The following is a 17,112-nucleotide window of genomic DNA, read 5'->3' on the forward strand; positions in this document are numbered from 1 at the left end:
ACTGCGGGGGCCCGCCTGTGGACAACCGGCTCGGCCGTCTCCGGCGACCTGGCAGCATGGCCGTGTGACAGCAGCAACGTACTCCACCCTCTTCCCGCGGGTCCCCGACTCGGCCGACGCGGTGCTCGAAGGGCTCGACCCCGAGCAGCGCGCGGTGGCCACCGCCCTGCACGGGCCGGTGTGCGTCCTCGCGGGAGCCGGCACCGGCAAGACCCGCGCCATCACCCACCGCATCGCCTACGGGGTGCGGGCGGGGATACTGCAGCCCGCCAGCGTGCTCGCCGTCACCTTCACCGCCCGCGCCGCCGGGGAGATGCGCGGCCGCCTCCGCCAGCTCGGCGCCGCCGGTGTCCAGGCCCGCACCTTCCACTCCGCGGCCCTGCGCCAGCTCCAGTACTTCTGGCCCAAGGCCGTCGGCGGCGGCATGCCCCGGATCGTCGACCGCAAGATCCCCCTCGTCGCGGACGCGGCCGCCGCCTGCCGCATCCGTCTCGATCGCAACGAACTACGGGACGCCGCCGCAGAGATCGAGTGGTCCAAGGTCACCCAGACCGTCCCCGCCGACTACGCCGCCGCGACCGCCGAGCACGGACGGGAGACCCCCCGCGACCCGGCCGAGATCGCCCAGATCTACTCCACCTACGAGGACCTCAAGCGCGAACGCGCCGTCATCGACTTCGAGGACGTCCTCCTGCTCACCGTCGGCATCCTCCAGGACCGGCACGACATCGCCGAGCAGGTCCGCTCCCAGTACCAGCACTTCGTGGTCGACGAGTACCAGGACGTCAGCCCTCTCCAGCAACGCCTGCTGGAACTGTGGCTCGGCGACCGGGACGACCTGTGCGTCGTCGGCGACGCCAGCCAGACGATCTATTCGTTCACGGGCGCAACCCCCGACCATCTGCTCGACTTCCGCCTCCGCCACCCCGGGGCCACCGTCGTCAAGCTCGTCCGCGACTACCGCTCCACCCCCCAGGTCGTCCACCTCGCCAACGGCCTCCTCGCCCAGGCCCGCGGCCGAGCCGCCGACCACCGGCTGGAACTGATCTCCCAACGTCCCCCCGGACCCGAACCCCGCTACACCGAATACGCGGACGAGCCGGCCGAGGCGGAGGGCGCCGCCCGCCGCATCCGCGACCTCATCGGCTCCGGGGTCCCGGCGAGCGAGATCGCCGTCCTGTTCCGCACGAACTCCCAGTCCGAGACCTACGAGCAGGCCCTCGCGGACGCGGGGGTGCCCTACCAGCTGCGGGGCGCCGAGCGCTTCTTCGACCGGCCCGAGGTGCGCAGGGCCGGATCCGCGCTGCGAGCCGCGGCGCGCTTCGGGGGCAACGACAGCCTCCTGGAGGACGCCGTCGACCTCCCCTCGCAGGTGAGGGCCGTACTGTCCGGCGAAGGCTGGACCGGCGAACCACCGGCCGGCTCCGGAGCGGTCAGGGAACGCTGGGAATCACTGGCCGCCCTGGTGAACCTGGCGCAGGACTTCGCCGCGGCCAAGCCCGACGCCACCCTCGGCGACCTCGTGGCGGAACTGGAGGAACGGGCCAACGCCCAGCACGCCCCGACCGTCCAGGGCGTCACCCTCGCCTCCCTGCACTCCGCGAAGGGCCTGGAGTGGGACGTCGTCTTCCTGGTCGGTGTCGCCGAGGGCATGATGCCGATCACCTACGCCAGAACGGACGAGCAGATCGAGGAGGAGAGACGACTTCTTTACGTGGGCGTCACCCGCGCCCGGCAGCAGCTCTCCGTCTCCTGGGCCCTGTCCCGTTCCCCCGGCAGCCGCCCGAACCGGCGCCCCAGCCGGTTCCTCGACGGTCTGCGCCCCGGCTCGAGCGCCCCCGGGGGCGCTCGAGCCGGGGCGACCGCCTCCGGCGGGGTCGAGCAGGGCTCGGCGGGCCACCGAACGGGCGGCCTCGCTGTCGTCGGTGGCAGCGGACCGGTCGCCCGCCGCGTCAGCCGGACCCCGGCCCGCTGCCGGGTCTGCGGCCGCACCCTGCGCGAGGCGGGCGAGATGAAGCTGATGCGCTGCGAGGACTGCCCCTCCGACATGGACGAGGGGCTGTACGAGCGGCTCCGGGAGTGGCGGGCCGTCCAGGCACGGCGCAGCGGGCAGCCCGACTTCTGCGTCTTCACCGACCGGACCCTGATGGCGATCGCGGAAGCGGGGCCGAGCACTCCGGTGGAACTGGGGCGCATCCCCGGCGTCATCGCCCGTAAGCTCCAGCGCTACGGCACCGACATTCTGGACATCTGTGCAGGTCGGGAGCCCCAGGGCGAGGACGGGAGTGACTGATACGAACTCGTCGAAAAAATGGTTTGCGCATGCCCCAGTAATCCCCATAGGTTCTTAGGCACGGGAACAGCGGCCTTCTCCGAGGCCCTGCTTTCGTGGTGTACTTCATATCCGTCGGATCGGCTCACACCGATCCCGTAGACGCCGAGAGGAGGCGAGTCCAGTGATCAGCATCAACACCAGCTTCAGCAGCGCGGTCAAAATGACCGATCGCTCGGCCGTCTCCACGTGCATGCTCGGCGTCTCGAACCTGGGCACCGGTCTGTCCGCCTTCCGTGGCGGTCGTCCGGCGTCCTCCGTGTCCCCTGCGGGCCTTCCCGTCCGTGAGCGCAACGAGCGACCGACCAAGGCACTGGAAGCAGCAGTAGAGGCACAGGCGCAGGCCTATGCCTTTGCGGCGGCCGGTGCCGGAATCCGGAAGCAGACGACGCAGCACCACCTGATGTGGGCCTTCCGTGGGCCTGAACCCTGGAGTGATCCAGCCTGATCGACGATCAGGCCGGCGCCTTCAGGGCCGCGGAACCCCATCCGGGATCCGCGGCCCTTCTGTTTGTCCCCGACCGGGGACAACAGAGCGAAGGGGCCTCGGGACAAGAAAAGAACCCGGTACCAGCCGCACCCGGCCCACCCGGCCGGAACGACCAGACGAGGAAGACGAACCGTGCAACTCGAAGCGCACGCCCCGTCCGTACCGCCTTCCGAAACGATCCCCCCGCCCCGCCTCACGGAGGACTCCACCTTGACCCCGCTCACCGCGCTCACCGCGCTCGACGACGCCATCGAGAACCTGGGCGTACCCGTCCCCTGCCGCTCCTACGACCCGGAGGTCTTCTTCGCCGAGTCGCCGGCCGACGTCGAGTACGCCAAGTCCCTCTGCCGCACCTGCCCGCTGATGGAGGCCTGCCTCGCCGGCGCCAAGGAGCGGCGTGAGCCCTGGGGCGTCTGGGGTGGCGAGCTCTTCGTCCAGGGGGTCGTCGTTGCCCGCAAGCGGCCTCGTGGTCGCCCGCGCAAGAACCCGGTCACGGCATGAACATCACCGGAACGATCGACCGCCCCCTCACGCACGACCCCAAGAAGCAGGCCCCGATGAAGCCGTCCACGAGCGAGCCCGCAGGCTCCCCGATCCCAGACTTCACCACCACCGGCGCGAACGCCTCGCGTCAGAACAGGACCCGAGAAATGCATCTCATGCCAGAAGCCCTGGCGCGTGCGCATATGCACGACCGCCTGCACCAGGCCGAGCAGGACCGCCGAGCCATGCGCCTGGCGGTCGCCCGCCGGATGCAGCGCCGGGCCGAGCGCGCCTCGATGCGTGCCCGCCGTGCGCTCGCCATGGCGGTCATGCAGTAGCCGCTGCGCGACCATCGGCGTGAACCGGCCGGAACAGGCACATCATCACCACCTCTGACGGTGGTTCCTCGCGGGGGCAGGTCCGAACAGACCGGCCCCCGCGCTGCGTCGCGAGCGCGGATCCGCCGGGCACGGAGGTATCGTCGCCCGGTGACGAGTCTTTCCGGGGGCAACGACGACAGCGGCGCCGCCGCGACACCCCAGATCCTCGTGTGTGCCCGCTGCGGGGCCGCCACCGAGGCTCCCCAGCCCTTGTGGACCTGTTCCGTGGAGAACGGCCGACGCCACTACTTCTGCGAGACCTGCGCCCGGGAGCACCTCCGCGCGATCGAGGGTCGCCTGGACTCGGCATGGTGGTGAGCCGCCGGGGGCGGCGGAGCGGGTCGAGCCCAGGGCGCCGATTCACTCTCGTGCGGAGAGCCCCGCAGTTCCGGCGAGGCTGCGTCCCGGCGTGCTCCTGAGCGCCCCCGCCCGGCCCGTGGCGGTGGCTCGGCGCCCGCTCACGCTCCCGCAGCCGACTCCGGCTCCGGCTCCTCGTCCTTAGTGAAGCCCGGCAGCCATTCCTCCAGCTCGTCGCGCATACGGACCGTCGCACCCAGCTGACACAGCACACCGATGGTGCTCAGGGTCACCCGGTGGATGAGCAGGTAGGACGGGGGAAGGTTCAGCTGCTTGCCCAGCTGGTGCGCGGGGGAGCGCGGGTCGGCTATGCGGGCGGCCTGGCTGCGCATCCAGCCTCGGGCGAAGGAGAACTCGTCGGCCCGGGCCGGCTCGATGATGGGCAGCAGATAGTCGAGGACCGCGTCGGGATCCAGTTCGATCGACTCCTTGACGAAGCCCTCCGCGCACAGCATCTCGTAGACGGCCTCGGCCTCGCCCTCGATGGTCAGACGCAGGGCGTCGCCGATCGGGGTGGGAAGGCCGCCCGGCAGCCGGTCCACCGTGCCGAAGTCGAGGACGCCGAGGCGCCAGCCGACCTTCTCGTCCGGCAGGAGACGGAAGTTCCCGGGGTGGGGGTCGGCGTGCAGAAGACCGGTGCGGGCCGGGCCCGAGAAGAGGAAACGCGTCAGCAGCTGGCCCGCTCGGTCCCGCTGCTCCTGCGAGCCGTCGTTGATCACTTCCGACAGGGGCGTGCCGTCCATCCACTCGGTCACGAGGACCTGGTCGCACTGGTGCACCACGGCCGGGACCACGACATCCGGGTCGTCGGCGAACTCCTCCGCGTGCGCCTGCTGGGCCTGCGCCTCCAGACCGTAGTCGAGCTCCTCGGAGACCCGGTCCCGCAGCTCCGCGATGAGGGGCTTGATGTCCATCCCCGGAACCAGCGGGCCCAGCAGGCGGGCGAACCGGCTGAGCTGCCCCAGGTCGGACAGGAGGGCCTCGCCCGCGCCCGGATACTGCACCTTGACCGCGACCGCACGGCCGTCGTGCCACACCGCCCGGTGGACCTGCCCGATCGAGGCGGCCGCGGCCGGCTTGTCCTCGAACTCGAGGAACAGCTCCTGCCAGTCCTCGCCGATCCGCTCCCGCAGCACCGAGTGCACCGTACGGGTCGGCATCGGCGGAGCGGCGTCCTGGAGTTTCGTGAGAGCGGCGCGGTAGGGACCCGCTACCTCCTCGGGGAGCGCCGACTCGAAGACGGACAGGGCCTGCCCGAACTTCATGGCGCCGCCCTTGAGCTCGCCCAGGACCTTGAACAGCTGCTCCGCGGTGCGCTGCTGGAGCTCACGGCCGACGAGTTCCGCCGACTCTCCGACGATCCGCTTGCCGAGGCCCCAGGTGGCCCGACCCGCGAAGCCGAGCGGGAGCGCGGCGAGCTTGGCGGTCCGGGTGACCGCCTTCCGGGGAAGATCAGACATGCGCCCTCCAAGTCCCAGCAGGCCGTGCCGCGTACGCCTTGCGGGACAACCTCGTTGACCGCTGATGCCTCGCCATTGTCTCGCGCTGTTCCCCGTCCATCGGGGTGTGTTCCCCGTTACCTTTCTCGCTCGATCCATTCTGCGCCGCCCCGCAGGGACAATCGAGATGCGACCAGACCGGGCGCGCGTGCCAGTCGAGCCCCGGTAGAGAGGCCTCCCAGCGGGCACCCGCACTGGACGGTGTGTGCCCGTCGAGAAAGGACAGGGCGTGCCCTGCGGCCAGCGCCGCGACCGTCGCGGCGAGCGTCATGTCGCATGCCTCCACCCGGCGGGGGCGGCCGGAGCGCCACTGCGCGACCAGCCGCGGCCAGCTCTCGTCGCGGTCCGCGCGCCCCTGCTCCAGGCAGCCCGCGCAGCCCGTCTCTCCGGGCAGGACCAGGGGGCCCACGACAGCCGTGCCCTCCACGACGCCGGCGTAGAGGTGGGGTGTCCCGGACGCGATGAGCGGCTCGGCGGCGGTGGTACGGGGGGCCTGGACGTCGACGGGGTCGCGTGGGGCGAGGACCACCAGGGAGAAGCCGGGCTCGTCGTGAAGGCGGTCCGCCGGCCTGTCCTCGGCCGGGTCCGCGGGAGGCCGGGTTCCGCCGCGGCGCCGAGGCGGTCGGTCGGGGGCCGCGTGGCGGGCGGCCCGGCGTGCCGCGACGTCCCTGCGTTCGCCGATCGACTCGACGGGCAGACCGCCCGGTGCCACGTCCCACGGCTCGACCCGCCCGACGTCTCGGACGTCGACCTCGCCGACCCCCGCTCCCGACAGCAGGGAGGCGAGCACCGCGCCGACCCTGCCCGCACCCCGAACCTGCACTCTCTGTGAGCGACGGGCGGCCAGGTGCCGCATGGCATCGCCCGGGGCGGGGGTGACCAGGGAGAGCGTGGCGGCATCGGGTCGCAGCCGGTCCAGGACCTCGGGCCTGCGCCGCAGGGCGTCCGCGGCCGGGCCGCCGCCGGTGGCGTCGTCCAGCAGGCCGGAAGCGGCCAGCCGGTCCACCATCTTGTCCACGTGACCGTCGGGCAGCCCCATGGAACGCCCCTCCTCGCGCAGGAGCGGCAGCCCGCGCGTTCCGTCGAGGAGGTCGAGGAAACTGCCCGTCGTCGTGTCCATCGGCCCCAGGACCATGGCGTGCGCCGGTGCGAGACCGAACTGCACGGTGTTGAGATCCCGCCAACCGCGCCGGAGCGCGGGCTTCACCATCGGATGCATGATCGGCCCCCCGTAGTCAGAAGTGGATCCCCATGAGTCGGCGGGGCGAGTGCCCGGTCCGCCGACGAGTGCCAGCATGCACGGACCGCGACGATGCGTGTCGAGAGTTGTCCACAGGCGGCGGCGTTCGTCGTACAAATCAGGCGCTCGGAGTGCGGATCGACATCCAACCGTCCCGGAGGCGGGACTTCCCCCCTGTGCAGCGGGTAACGTCGGGGCGTGCCCGCCGACCCACTGCACCGCGCCGGAAAGCCACAGCGCAGCACGACGAGCCAGCCGCCAAGCGGCTCGGGGGCGAGCGCGATCGAGGTCCGCAGGAGCGCGCGACGGCGCAGAACGGTCTCCGCGTACCGAGAGGGCGATCGCACCGTCGTACTGATCCCTGCCCGGATGTCCGAGGCGGAGGAGCAACGCTGGGTGACCGTCATGCTCGACAAGCTGGCGGCGCAGGAGAGCAAACGGTGCCTCGGCGACAGCGAGCTGGCCGAACGCGCCGCCCGCCTGTCGGACCAGTACTTCGGCGGGCGCGCCCGGCCCTCCTCCGTCCGCTGGGTCACCAACCAGAACACTCGCTGGGGCTCGTGCACCCCCGCCGAGGGCAGCATTCGGCTGTCGCACCGGCTGCAGGGCATGCCCGAGTACGTCGTCGACTACGTCCTCCTCCATGAGCTCGCCCACCTTCTCGTGCCTGGTCACGGGCCGCGCTTCTGGCGACTCCTGGAGGCGTACCCGCGCACGGAACGGGCTCGCGGATACCTCGAAGGGGTGGTCGCCGCCGACCGGCTGCCGCATCTCTCCGCCGCCGACGACGAGTGACGCCGGGCACGGGGCGCCCGCACGTGACATGAACGACACTTCACGCCTGCGTGGGCGTTTCCCGGCAGGTGGCTCGAAGGTGCGCTTTTGTACCGGGTCTGTACCAGCCTCGTACGGTCTCGGACTTTGCGGTTAGCCTGGCGCGACGCACTCGCAGGCGCACTCACTTTCGGGATGGGGGACGGTCGTTACGCATGGCCAGGGAATTCCAACGCGGCCACAAGGCCAAGATCAGTGACCTCACCGCGGGTACGGATCTGTACGTAGGCGTACAGATCTCCGCCCCCGGGCTGACCTTCGACATCAGCTGCTTCGGGCTGGACGCCGACGAACGTCTCTCGGACGACCGCTACTTCGTCTTCTTCAACCAGCCGAAGACCCCTGAGGAATCCATCCAGCTCCTGGGTTCCCAGGCGGGCGACACGGAATCCTTCCGGGTCACGCTCGACAAGATCCCGCCACAGATCCAGAAGCTGTCGTTCACGGCGACGATCGACGGCCATGGCCAGATGTCGCAGATCTCCCCCGGATACCTCCGTATCGTCGCGGGCGGCGAGGAGGTGGCCCGGTACCCGTTCGACGGCTCTGAGTTCTCCACCGAGCGCGCCGTGATGCTCGGCGACTTCTACCTGAAGGACGTCTGGCGGTTCGCGGCCGTCGGCCAGGGTTTCGACGGCGGCCTGGACGCGCTGCTGAAGAACTTCGGCGGCGAGGTCGCCGAGGAGGAGCCGGCCGCCCCGCCCCAGCAGCCGCAGGCGGACGCGGCTCCCGGCTTCGCCCCGCCCGCGTTCGGCGCCCCCGCCGCACCGGCACCTGCCCCGTCCCAGGGCTACGCGCCCCCGCCGTCCTCCCCGTCCGTGCACGCCGCTCCGACCATCGCCGCGCCGCTGTACACACCGCCCGGCGGCACCGTCCCGCCCCCGGCCGCACCGCCGGCCGGCCCTTTCACGCCGCCCGGCGCCCCGCAGGGCGGACCCTTCACCCCTCCGGGCGCCCCGCCGCAGGGCGGCCCGTTCACGCCGCCGCCCGGCGCGGCACCGCAGGGCGGCCCGTTCACGCCTCCGGGCGCCCCGGCGGCCTTCCCGGGACAGGGACAGCCGTTCGGCGGCGGGACGCAGCTCGCCCCCGTTCCGCCGGAGGCCGGACTGCGCGCGGTGCTGACGAAGTACTCCGAGGCACCCGTCGGTGACCGCTGGACCGAGCAGAACCCGCAGATGGTGCGGGCCACCCTCACCAAGGGCGCCAACATCCTCGCCAAGCAGGGCAGCATGGTCGCCTACCAGGGCGACCTCGACTTCGCCCACAAGGGTTCCGGCCTGCTCGGCAAGTTGACGGGTCAGCTCACCGGGCAGGGCATGGCCCTCATGCGGTGTTCCGGCGACGGCGAGGTGTTCCTCGCCGACGAAGGCAGCAGGCTCTTCGTCATCCGCCTCCAGAACGAGCAGCTCTACACCAGCGCGCGCGGAGTCCTCGCCTTCGACGAGGCACTCGACACCGAGATCCGCCGCATCGAGGGCGCCGGTCTGCCCGGCGGCGGCCTGTTCAGCATGCTCTTCTCCGGCACCGGAGCGGTCGTCGTCAAGACGCGCGGCGTCCCCGTCGTCCTGCCCGTCGGCCCCGCCACCTACGTCGACGGCAACGCCGTCATCGCCTGGTCCGCCGGTGCGCAGGCCGTCACCACGACCTCGCTGAGGCTGCGCCGCTCCGGGTACGCCCGGCAGACCCAGGAGGCGATCAACCTCCAGTTCCGCGGTGCCCCCGGCAACTTCGTCGTCGTCCAGCCCTTCGAGGTGTGAGGCAGAGCATGGACCTCCAGACACTCCACGCGCACCGCTCCGCGGCCACCGGCGTCCGGATGAGCGTGCACAGCTCCAAGACGCTCAAGGTCACCATGGTCACCGGCCAGGACCTGCTGGCCAAGGCCGGCTCGATGATCGCCTACGACGGTTTCGTGCAGTTCGACGCCGCGCCCGCCTCGCTGCGCCGCGGCGCCGAGGAGATGGTCACCGGAGAGGGCGGCAGGCTGATGCTCTGCCGCGGCGACGGCGACCTCTACCTCGCCGACTACGGCGGCGACGTCCTCGTCGTCCACCTGAACAACGAGGCGCTGTCCGTCAACGGCCCCACCCTGCTGGCCTGCGACGCCTCCCTCCAGCTCACCATCGAACCGGTCAAGGGCCTCGCCAAGCTCTCCGGCTCCGGCCTGACCAACCTGGTCGTCCGGGGCACCGGGTGGGTCGCCCTGGTCAGCCGGGGCGTGCCGATCTCCCTCGACTGCGCCGAACGGGAGACGTACGTCGACCCGGACGCGCTGATCGCCTGGACCGACGGCCTCGACATGAAGGCCCGCCGCACCATCAAGGCCGGAGCACTCATCGGCCGGGGCAGCGGTGAGGCCTTCCAGATCGGGTTCAAGGGACAGGGCTTCGTGGTCGTCCAGCCCAGCGAGGACACCGGTGACCGTTTCAAGGTCCGCGGCTGACCGGGGCCGAGAGGAGAACAGCACACCATGCACAGCACACTCTTCGCGCACATCCCGGTGGAGCACACCGAGCGCTACACGCTGCAGAACCCGCAGCTGCTCAAGACGGACGTCACCATCGGCAGCAGCCCCGTCCTGGCACGCCAGGGCGCCATGGTCGCCTTCGAGGGCCAGGTCGACTTCGACAGCCAGTACCGCAACCGCAGCTGGCGCAACGCGGAGCGGATGACCGGTGAACGCCTGGAACTCATGCGCTGCAAGGGCAACGGGATCGTGTATCTCGCCAACTTCGCGCAGTACCTGCACATCATGGACGTCGGCCACGGCATCACCGTGGACTCCTCCGCCGTCCTGGCCTTCGACGGTTCGCTGAACGTGGGCATCGTCGCCGTCGACAGCGCCGTCGAGGTCGCCTCGGCGGGGGCGTACAACCTGGAGCTGTCCGGCGGCGGCAAGGTCGTCCTGATGACCTCCGGCGAGCCGCTGGCGCTCGAAGTGACGCCCGAGAAGAACATCTGCGTCGACTCGGACGCCGTCATCGCCTGGTCCACCTCGCTGCGCACCCAGCTCCAGGCGCCGACCTCGACGTCCGCCGTGTGGCGCCGCCGGGGCTCCACCGGTGAGGGCTGGGAGATGCACTTCTCCGGCAGCGGACACGTCCTGGTGCAGCCGAGCGAGCTGCTGCCGCCGCAGCACGTCCGCGCGTCCGGCGTCCTCGGGCAGTTCGGCATGGGCGCGGGCGGACTGAGCGGGAACAACCTCGGGGGCAGCGGTAACTGACCCCCGGGGGCATGGCGCGGACCTGAGCCATACGTAAGGGGGCGTACGCCACGGCGGACGCCCCCTTACGGCGTTCTTGTCCCGGTGAGGGGTCCGCGCCGTCACACCCGCGCCCGCGCCGCCTCCAGCAGCCGTACGACCGACTCGTCCGCCACGTCCGCCACCTCGGCGTACGGGAACCAGCGCACGTCGAGCGACTCGTCGCTGACCTGGTGCTCGGCGTCCGACGGAGCCAGCACCGCGTACTGGACGTCGTAGTGCCAGTGGCAGGGCGCCGGGATCGGGTGGCGGTCCAGGCGCACCGGCCCGCCCGGCAGCAGGGTCAGCCCGGTGACGCCGGACTCCTCCGTCGCCTCGCGCAGGGCGGCGGCCGCGAGGGTCGTGTCCTCGGGCTCGCAGTGGCCCCCCATCTGGAGCCACATGCGCAGCTTCCGGTGGAGCGTCAGCAGCACCCGCCCGCCCTCGGGGTCGATCACCAGCCCGCTCGCCGTGATGTGCCCGGCCGCGCAGGCCTTCCAGATGCCGTCCGGGTGCTCGGCCAGATGGTCGAGATAGACCTGGCGCAGCTCCGGCTGGTCCCCGTACCTCTTCAGGACGAGGACCACGTCGTCGTGCAGGCTCACTCGGTGTCGTCGTCCTTCTTCTTCAGGTCCGGCTTCTCGCCGGACCCGGACGCCGCCTCGCCGAGCATCTTGTCCAGTTCCGAGAAGTCCATCTGCTCGCGGTGGACGAAGCCGTCGGGGTCGTCCAGGTCGGAGGCGTTGGGCAGCATGTCCGGGTGGGCCCACAGCGCGTCCCGGCCGTCGACGCCGCGTGCGTCGGTCAGGGAGGCCCACAGCCGGGACGCGTCGCGCAGCCGGCGGGGACGCAGCTCCAGCCCGATCAGCGTGGCGAACGTCTGCTCGGCCGGGCCACCCGTGGCACGGCGGCGGCGCAGCGTCTCACGGAGCGCGTCCGCTGACGACAGGCGGGGCTTCGCGGCCGCGTGCACCACCGCGTCGACCCAGCCCTCCACCAGCGCCAGCGCCGTCTCCAGACGGGCCAGGGCGGCCTTCTGCTCCGGGGTGTCCTCCGGCTGGAACATGCCCTGCTGGAGTGCCTGCTGCAGCTCCTCGGGGTTCTGCGGGTCGAACTGGCCGACCACGTCCTCCAGCTTCGCCGTGTCGACCTTGATCCCGCGCGCGTAGCCCTCGACGGCGCCGAACAGGTGCGAGCGCAGCCACGGCACATGTGCGAAGAGCCGCTGGTGGGCGGCCTCGCGCAGCGCCAGGTAGAGCCGCACCTCGTCCTGGCCGATGCCCAGGTCCCTGCCGAACGCCTCCACGTTGACCGGCAGCAGCGCGGCCTTGCCGGCGGGCCCGAGCGGCAGGCCGACGTCCGTCGAGCCGACGACCTCGCCCGCGAGCACGCCCACGGCCTGCCCGATCTGCTGGCCGAACATGGCGCCGCCCATCGACTTCATCATGCCGATCAGCGGGCCCGCCATGGCCTGCATCTCCTCCGGCAGGATGTCCCCCATGGCGCCGCCGACGCGCTCGGCCACCGGGTCCACGAGCTCCTTCCAGGCCGGCAGGGTCGCCTCCACCCACTCCGCGCGGCTCCACGCCACGGCGGTGCCGGCACCGGACGGCAGGGACGTCGCGTCGTCGAGCCACAGGTCGGCCAGGCGGACGGCCTCCTGGACGGCGGTGCGCTCGGCGGGGCCGACGCTGGAGTCCTTGGTGCCGTCGGCGGTGCCCTGGGCGACCGTCTGGCGGGCGATCTGCTTGGCCATGTCCCAGTTCACCGGGCCGCCCTCGTAGGAGAGCATCTGGCCCAGCTGCTGGAAGGCGGCGCCCAGGTCGGTGGGGTTCATGGAACCGAACATCGCGGCGAACGGATTGTCGGCACCGGCGCCGCCGGCACCGGGGAAGCCGAAGCCGAACGGGTTGGCAGGCCCCTGACCACCACCGCTCTGCTGGTCCTTCTTCTTGCCCTCGTCGCCGTCGTCCGGCTCCTCCGGCGGAAGGCCGAATCCGAATGGGGTGTCACTCACGGGATTCCTCGGCTGATAGGGCCGTCGGCTCCACCGACGGCACGGCTGCCCGAACACCACCCAGCCTAGACACCGTGGCGGGTTCGGGCCTCGGTGCTCCGCCGACCGATGGCCTGCGGCAGGATGGATGCCACCTGGTACGGACGCGTCACCCGCGTTCGTACTGAAGACAACCGCTGGAGACGCCCGGTGAGTTCCCCAGATCCGCAGGTTCGCGCAGCGCGAAACCACTCAACCAGTTCCGCCCCGCGCGGACCCGTCGTCGCGGTCACCGGCGCCGCGTCCGGGGTGGGCGCGCTGCTCACCGAGCGGCTCGCCGCGTCCGACGGCGTCCGGCAGATCATCGCGATCGACGAGCGGCGGGGGGAGTGCGCGGCCGCCCAGTGGCACATCCTGGACGTGCGGGACCCGGCGATCGCCGACAAGCTGCGCGGCGCGGACGTGGTGGTGCACCTCGCGGTCGACCTCGACCTGGGCACCGATCCGGCGGCACGCAGCGCGTACAACGTGCGGGGCACGCAGACCGTCCTCACGGCGGCCGCCGCCGCCGGGGTGCACCGGGTCGTGCTGTGCACGTCGGCCATGGTCTACGGGGCGCTGCCCGACAACGAGCTGCCGCTCTCCGAGGACGCCGAGCTGCGGGCGACCGCGGAGGCCACCGGGGTCGGCGACCTGCTGGAGATCGAGCGTCTCGCACGCCGGGCGCCACGCGCCCACCCGGGCCTCAACGTCACCGTCGTCCGGCCCGCCGTCCTCGTCGGCGGTACGGACACCGCGCTGACCAGGTACTTCGAGTCGCCTCGGCTGCTGGTGGTGGCCGGATCGCGGCCCGCCTGGCAGTTCTGCCATGTCGAGGACCTGTGCGGGGCGCTGGAGTACGCCGTCCTGGAGAAGGTCGACGGGGAGCTGGCCGTCGGGTGCGAGGGCTGGCTGGAGCAGGAGGAGGTCGAGGAGCTCAGCGGGATCCGGCGCATGGAGCTGCCGTCGGCGGTGGCCCTGGGGGCCGCGGCCCGGCTGCACCGGATCGGGCTCACCCCGTCGCCGGCCGGGGACCTGGCGTACACCATGTACCCGTGGGTCGTCAGCGGGAGCCGGCTGCACGAGGCCGGGTGGCGGCCGCGGTGGACGAACGAGGAAGTGCTCGCCGAACTGCTGGAGGAGGTGTCCGGGCGGCACACCCTGGCGGGACGCCGGCTCGGCCGGAAGGACGCGACGGCTGCGGGCGCCGCGGGCGCGACGGTCGCGCTGCTGGGAACGGCGGCGCTGGTACGGCGGGCGCGGAAGGCTCGACGCCGGCTGTGAACGGCGGTGTTGTTGTCCGTGGGACGGCCGGGACGAGGGTGCGACCCGACACGAAGGTGTGCGCCCTGTAGGACGTGACCATCACGTACGCGTGCGTGCCTGCCGATCCGACCATGTCGGGCCGGTGGCGGGTGGGGCACGATGGAGGTATGACATCGATGAACGATCATCCCGGTGAGCAGAGGGCCGAGGCGCCCGTCAAGCTGATCGGTGTCCGGGAGACCGCGCTCTCCGTGGACGAGGTCTTCCGGGCCGTCGGGGACGACGCCGCCGGCGGGACCGCACTGTTCGTGGGGACGGTGCGGAACCACGACGGGGGAGCCGATGTCGAGGAGCTGGGCTATTCGTGTCATCCCACCGCCGAGGCGGAGATGCGGCGCGTCGCGGAGAAGGTGGTCGCCGACTACCCGGTGCGGGCGCTCGCGGCCGTGCACCGGGTGGGGAGTCTGAAGGTCGGGGATCTCGCGGTGGTCGTGGCCGTGTCGTGCCCGCACCGCGGTGAGGCGTTCGAGGCGTGCCGCAGGCTCATCGACGACCTGAAGCACGAGGTGCCGATCTGGAAGCACCAGAAGTTCTCCGACGGCACGGAGGAGTGGGTCGGCGCCTGCTGAGCCGCTTCCGACAGCCTCGGAGAACCCGGGTCGGGGGCTCGAGAACACCCGTGTGGCGTGACCGCGAGGGGGCCATTCGCGTTCCGGTTGCGTAACCCGCCCCCCAGCGTGAGCGTTGACGGTGCGGACGGATAATCTGCTGATCAGTCAGTTGCGGTCAGGTGAATGGGGTTGGGAGGTCGGCATGGCGGCGCTCGCCTGGTTGCTGATTCCACTTGTGGCTGCGATCGGCGCCGGACTGTGGGGCGGCTGGGCCAGTCGGAATCGCAAGAGCATCGAGGACGGCACCGAGCTCGCCGGCTACACACGCTTCCGTGAGGCCATGGAGAGGTCCCACACCGGCGGTTGACCTCCGCCCGCCCTGCGCATCGGGACCCTCCCGCGCGCCTGATCACCCCGGCCGTCGCCTCCCGCTCGCCGCCGACCCGGACGGCGGCCCCGACAGTGCACTTACGGGCCTGTCCCGTACTGTCGTTCCATGCCACGCCGCACCGCGACGATGCTCGCCTCCACCCTGATGCTGATCGCGATCCTGTGCGCGGGAGTGCTCATTCCCGTGCCCTACTCGGAGATGTCGCCGGGGCCGACGGTGAACACGCTGGGCAAGCACGACGGTGAGCCGGTGCTGCAGATCTCGGGGCACAAGACGTATCCGACGACCGGGCACCTGAACATGACCACGGTCCGGGTCACGAGTGCCGACTACAAGATGAACCTCGTCGAGGCCGTCTACGGCTGGCTGGCACACGACAACAAGGTCGTCCCGCACGACACGCTGTACCCGGACGGCAAGACCGAGGAGCAGTCCACCCAGGAGAACGCCGAGGAGTTCAGCCAGTCCCAGGAGAGCGCCAAGGTCGCCGCCCTGAAGCAACTGGGCATTCCCGTGAAGTCCTGGGTGATCGTCTCCACCGTCGTCAAGGGCTCCCCGGCCGAGGGCAAGCTGCACGCCGGTGACGTGATCAAGTCCGTCGACGGCACGGCGATCAAGGCACCCGAGGACGTCGCGCAACAGGTCACCAAGCACAAGCCGGGCGAGAACGTCGACTTCGTCATCGTGCCCGCCAAGGCGCAGGCAGCCGCCGAGAAGAAGAACACCACGGCGACGGAGACCCGGAAGATCACGATCACGACCGCCAAGTCCGACGACTCGGGCGAGGAACGGGCGATCGTCGGGATCTCCGCCGGGACCGACCACACCTTCCCGTTCACCATCGACATCAAGCTCGCCGACGTGGGCGGCCCGAGCGCCGGTCTGATGTTCGCCCTCGGTATCTACGACAAGCTGACGCCGGGCAATCTGACCGGCGGCAAGTTCGTCGCCGGCACCGGCACCATCGACGACAACGGCAAGGTCGGCCCCATCGGCGGCATCGAGATGAAGACGGTCGGCGCGCGCGGCAAGGGCGCCCAGTACTTCCTGACGCCCAAGGACAACTGCACCGCGGCCGCCAAGGACACCCCCGACGGACTCACCCTCGTCAAGGTCGACACCATCAAGGACGCCCTCGGCGCCCTGAAGGACATCCGCTCCGGCAACACCGGCGACCTGCCGAAGTGCACCACCCAGGGCTGACGACCGCGCGCCTCGTAGCCGCCGCGCGCGGCCGCCGCGCGGCCGCCCAGTGGATCAGGACCGCGATCGGCCCTGGCAGGACCGGCCAGCCCTCATCCGCACTGGCCGATCTCGGCCCTCACCAGCCCTGACCGGTCCGCGAACGCGGTCAGTCCGCGAACGTCGCCGTCAGCGCCTCGGCCAGTCCCGGCACCAGCTCAGGGCCGGTGAGGACCTCGGTCGGGGAGTCCTTCTCGCGCAGCCGCAGCGCGGAGTCGCGGGAGCCGTCCCGCAGGACCGCCACCGTCATGCGGACCTCCTGGCGCTCCGGGTGGGAGGCGACCCACTCGGTGAGCCGGGCCCCGTCGAGATGGTCCGGCACGGACGCCTCGACGGACGGCGGCAGCATCAGCCGCTCCACGGTCAGCGCGCAGCCGACCACCGCGTCTGGCCAGGCGATCGTGCCGAGGAACTCGTCCAGCGCCTTGCCGGTGGGGATCTCGTCCTGCTCGATCGGGGTGAAGCCACTGCTCTCGGACTCGTCCTCCAGGCCGAGCTGTGCCGCGAGCGCGGGCTCCTGTGCCTTGAGGCGCGCGGTGTCTACGAGGGCGAAGAGGCGAGCGGGCTGGTCCCAGCCGAGGCCCGAGGCGTACTCGTCGATCTCGAGTACGGCCCGGGTGAGCGGGTTCGCTGCCATGGGAGTGTTGGACATGGTCACAATCCTGCCTCGTTCGTTACCCGAAGCGGGAACCGAGTAAAGCGTGAGTAAGT

The 17,112-nt window shown here is 71.4% G+C and carries 18 protein-coding genes; 13 read left to right on the forward strand and 5 right to left on the reverse strand.

Annotated elements, in window-relative coordinates; translation table 11 throughout:
• Positions 1-64: 64 nt before the first annotated feature.
• The 5 genes from GSY65_RS24800 to GSY65_RS24820 all read left to right on the forward strand — a co-directional run bounded on the left by GSY65_RS24800 (position 65) and on the right by GSY65_RS24820 (position 4,003).
• Positions 65-2,293 carry an ATP-dependent DNA helicase UvrD2 gene (locus GSY65_RS24800; RefSeq protein ID WP_159772698.1) on the forward strand — a complete coding sequence of 743 codons (2,229 nt, stop codon included), beginning with the start codon at positions 65-67 and terminating at the stop codon, positions 2,291-2,293.
• Positions 2,294-2,456: 163 nt separating this feature from the next.
• Entirely contained in the window at positions 2,457-2,780 is a 324-nt protein-coding gene (locus GSY65_RS24805) for a hypothetical protein (RefSeq protein WP_159772701.1), read from the forward strand.
• Positions 2,781-2,954: 174 nt separating this feature from the next.
• Positions 2,955-3,323, forward strand: coding sequence for a WhiB family transcriptional regulator (locus GSY65_RS24810; RefSeq protein ID WP_055538974.1), 369 nt, complete (start codon positions 2,955-2,957; stop codon positions 3,321-3,323).
• Positions 3,320-3,643, forward strand: coding sequence for a hypothetical protein (locus tag GSY65_RS24815; protein WP_159772704.1), 324 nt, complete (start codon positions 3,320-3,322; stop codon positions 3,641-3,643). The genes GSY65_RS24810 and GSY65_RS24815 overlap by 4 nt, the downstream gene beginning before the upstream one ends.
• A gap of 150 nt (positions 3,644-3,793) precedes the next feature.
• The gene (locus GSY65_RS24820; RefSeq protein ID WP_159772707.1) at positions 3,794-4,003 is read left to right on the forward strand and encodes a hypothetical protein; all 210 of its coding nucleotides are present in this window, start codon (positions 3,794-3,796) and stop codon (positions 4,001-4,003) included.
• 140 nt (positions 4,004-4,143) lie between these two features.
• Here GSY65_RS24820 and GSY65_RS24825 read toward each other — a convergent pair whose 3' ends face one another.
• A complete protein-coding gene (locus GSY65_RS24825; RefSeq protein ID WP_159772710.1) occupies positions 4,144-5,502 on the reverse strand; it encodes an ABC1 kinase family protein in 1,359 nt (452 codons plus the stop codon).
• Complete coding sequence (locus GSY65_RS24830; RefSeq protein ID WP_159772713.1) at positions 5,495-6,760, reverse strand: TOMM precursor leader peptide-binding protein; 1,266 nt, start codon at positions 6,758-6,760, stop codon at positions 5,495-5,497. Before GSY65_RS24830 ends, GSY65_RS24825 begins: the two co-directional genes overlap by 8 nt.
• 219 nt (positions 6,761-6,979) lie before the next feature.
• Here GSY65_RS24830 and GSY65_RS24835 point away from each other — a divergent pair, with 219 nt between their 5' ends.
• The 4 genes from GSY65_RS24835 (at position 6,980) to GSY65_RS24850 (ending at position 10,838) form a co-directional block, all read left to right on the forward strand.
• A complete protein-coding gene (locus GSY65_RS24835; RefSeq protein WP_159772716.1) occupies positions 6,980-7,576 on the forward strand; it encodes a M48 metallopeptidase family protein in 597 nt (198 codons plus the stop codon).
• A gap of 194 nt (positions 7,577-7,770) precedes the next feature.
• Positions 7,771-9,372 (forward strand): TerD family protein, encoded by a 1,602-nt coding sequence (locus GSY65_RS24840; protein ID WP_159772719.1) that lies wholly within the window; start codon positions 7,771-7,773, stop codon positions 9,370-9,372.
• Between the two features lie 8 nt (positions 9,373-9,380).
• A complete protein-coding gene (locus tag GSY65_RS24845; protein ID WP_159772722.1) occupies positions 9,381-10,058 on the forward strand; it encodes an AIM24 family protein in 678 nt (225 codons plus the stop codon).
• 27 nt (positions 10,059-10,085) lie between these two features.
• The gene (locus GSY65_RS24850; protein ID WP_159772725.1) at positions 10,086-10,838 is read left to right on the forward strand and encodes an AIM24 family protein; all 753 of its coding nucleotides are present in this window, start codon (positions 10,086-10,088) and stop codon (positions 10,836-10,838) included.
• Positions 10,839-10,939: 101 nt separating this feature from the next.
• Here GSY65_RS24850 and GSY65_RS24855 read toward each other — a convergent pair whose 3' ends face one another.
• Together GSY65_RS24855 and GSY65_RS24860 are read right to left on the reverse strand one after the other, a co-directional pair.
• On the reverse strand, positions 10,940-11,461 hold the full coding sequence (locus GSY65_RS24855) for an NUDIX hydrolase (protein ID WP_159772728.1): 522 nt from the start codon (positions 11,459-11,461) through the stop codon (positions 10,940-10,942).
• Complete coding sequence (locus tag GSY65_RS24860; RefSeq protein WP_159772731.1) at positions 11,458-12,873, reverse strand: zinc-dependent metalloprotease; 1,416 nt, start codon at positions 12,871-12,873, stop codon at positions 11,458-11,460. The genes GSY65_RS24855 and GSY65_RS24860 overlap by 4 nt, the downstream gene beginning before the upstream one ends.
• A gap of 189 nt (positions 12,874-13,062) precedes the next feature.
• Between GSY65_RS24860 and GSY65_RS24865 the strand changes: the two genes are divergently transcribed.
• From GSY65_RS24865 to GSY65_RS24875, 4 genes are all read left to right on the forward strand, one after another.
• Entirely contained in the window at positions 13,063-14,175 is a 1,113-nt protein-coding gene (locus tag GSY65_RS24865; protein ID WP_159772734.1) for an SDR family oxidoreductase, read from the forward strand.
• A 149-nt stretch (positions 14,176-14,324) separates the two neighbouring features.
• On the forward strand, positions 14,325-14,786 hold the full coding sequence (locus tag GSY65_RS24870) for a molybdenum cofactor biosynthesis protein MoaE (RefSeq protein ID WP_159772737.1): 462 nt from the start codon (positions 14,325-14,327) through the stop codon (positions 14,784-14,786).
• A 184-nt stretch (positions 14,787-14,970) separates the two neighbouring features.
• Positions 14,971-15,135, forward strand: a complete 165-nt coding sequence (locus tag GSY65_RS33380) for a hypothetical protein (protein ID WP_201452665.1) — start codon at positions 14,971-14,973, stop codon at positions 15,133-15,135.
• Positions 15,136-15,264: 129 nt separating this feature from the next.
• A complete protein-coding gene (locus GSY65_RS24875; RefSeq protein ID WP_159772740.1) occupies positions 15,265-16,362 on the forward strand; it encodes a YlbL family protein in 1,098 nt (365 codons plus the stop codon).
• 148 nt (positions 16,363-16,510) lie between these two features.
• On the opposite strand, the gene GSY65_RS24880 is transcribed toward GSY65_RS24875, so the two are convergent.
• On the reverse strand, positions 16,511-17,053 hold the full coding sequence (locus tag GSY65_RS24880; RefSeq protein ID WP_236580038.1) for a PPA1309 family protein: 543 nt from the start codon (positions 17,051-17,053) through the stop codon (positions 16,511-16,513).
• Positions 17,054-17,112 lie beyond the last annotated feature (59 nt).

Source organism: Streptomyces sp. HM190 (assembly GCF_009857135.1).
In the GTDB taxonomy this organism is placed as follows: Bacteria; Actinomycetota; Actinomycetes; order Streptomycetales; family Streptomycetaceae; genus Streptomyces; species Streptomyces heilongjiangensis.

Coding starts and splice junctions, on each gene's coding strand:
- GSY65_RS24815 (WP_159772704.1), top strand. CDS start 3,320: ATGAACATCACCGGAACGATCGACCGCCCCCTCACGCACGACCCCAAG.
- GSY65_RS24825 (WP_159772710.1), bottom strand. CDS start 5,502: ATGTCTGATCTTCCCCGGAAGGCGGTCACCCGGACCGCCAAGCTCGCC.
- GSY65_RS24830 (WP_159772713.1), bottom strand. CDS start 6,760: ATGCATCCGATGGTGAAGCCCGCGCTCCGGCGCGGTTGGCGGGATCTC.
- GSY65_RS24840 (WP_159772719.1), top strand. CDS start 7,771: ATGGCCAGGGAATTCCAACGCGGCCACAAGGCCAAGATCAGTGACCTC.
- GSY65_RS24845 (WP_159772722.1), top strand. CDS start 9,381: ATGGACCTCCAGACACTCCACGCGCACCGCTCCGCGGCCACCGGCGTC.
- GSY65_RS24850 (WP_159772725.1), top strand. CDS start 10,086: ATGCACAGCACACTCTTCGCGCACATCCCGGTGGAGCACACCGAGCGC.
- GSY65_RS24870 (WP_159772737.1), top strand. CDS start 14,325: ATGACATCGATGAACGATCATCCCGGTGAGCAGAGGGCCGAGGCGCCC.
- GSY65_RS33380 (WP_201452665.1), top strand. CDS start 14,971: ATGGCGGCGCTCGCCTGGTTGCTGATTCCACTTGTGGCTGCGATCGGC.
- GSY65_RS24875 (WP_159772740.1), top strand. CDS start 15,265: ATGCCACGCCGCACCGCGACGATGCTCGCCTCCACCCTGATGCTGATC.
- GSY65_RS24880 (WP_236580038.1), bottom strand. CDS start 17,053: ATGTCCAACACTCCCATGGCAGCGAACCCGCTCACCCGGGCCGTACTC.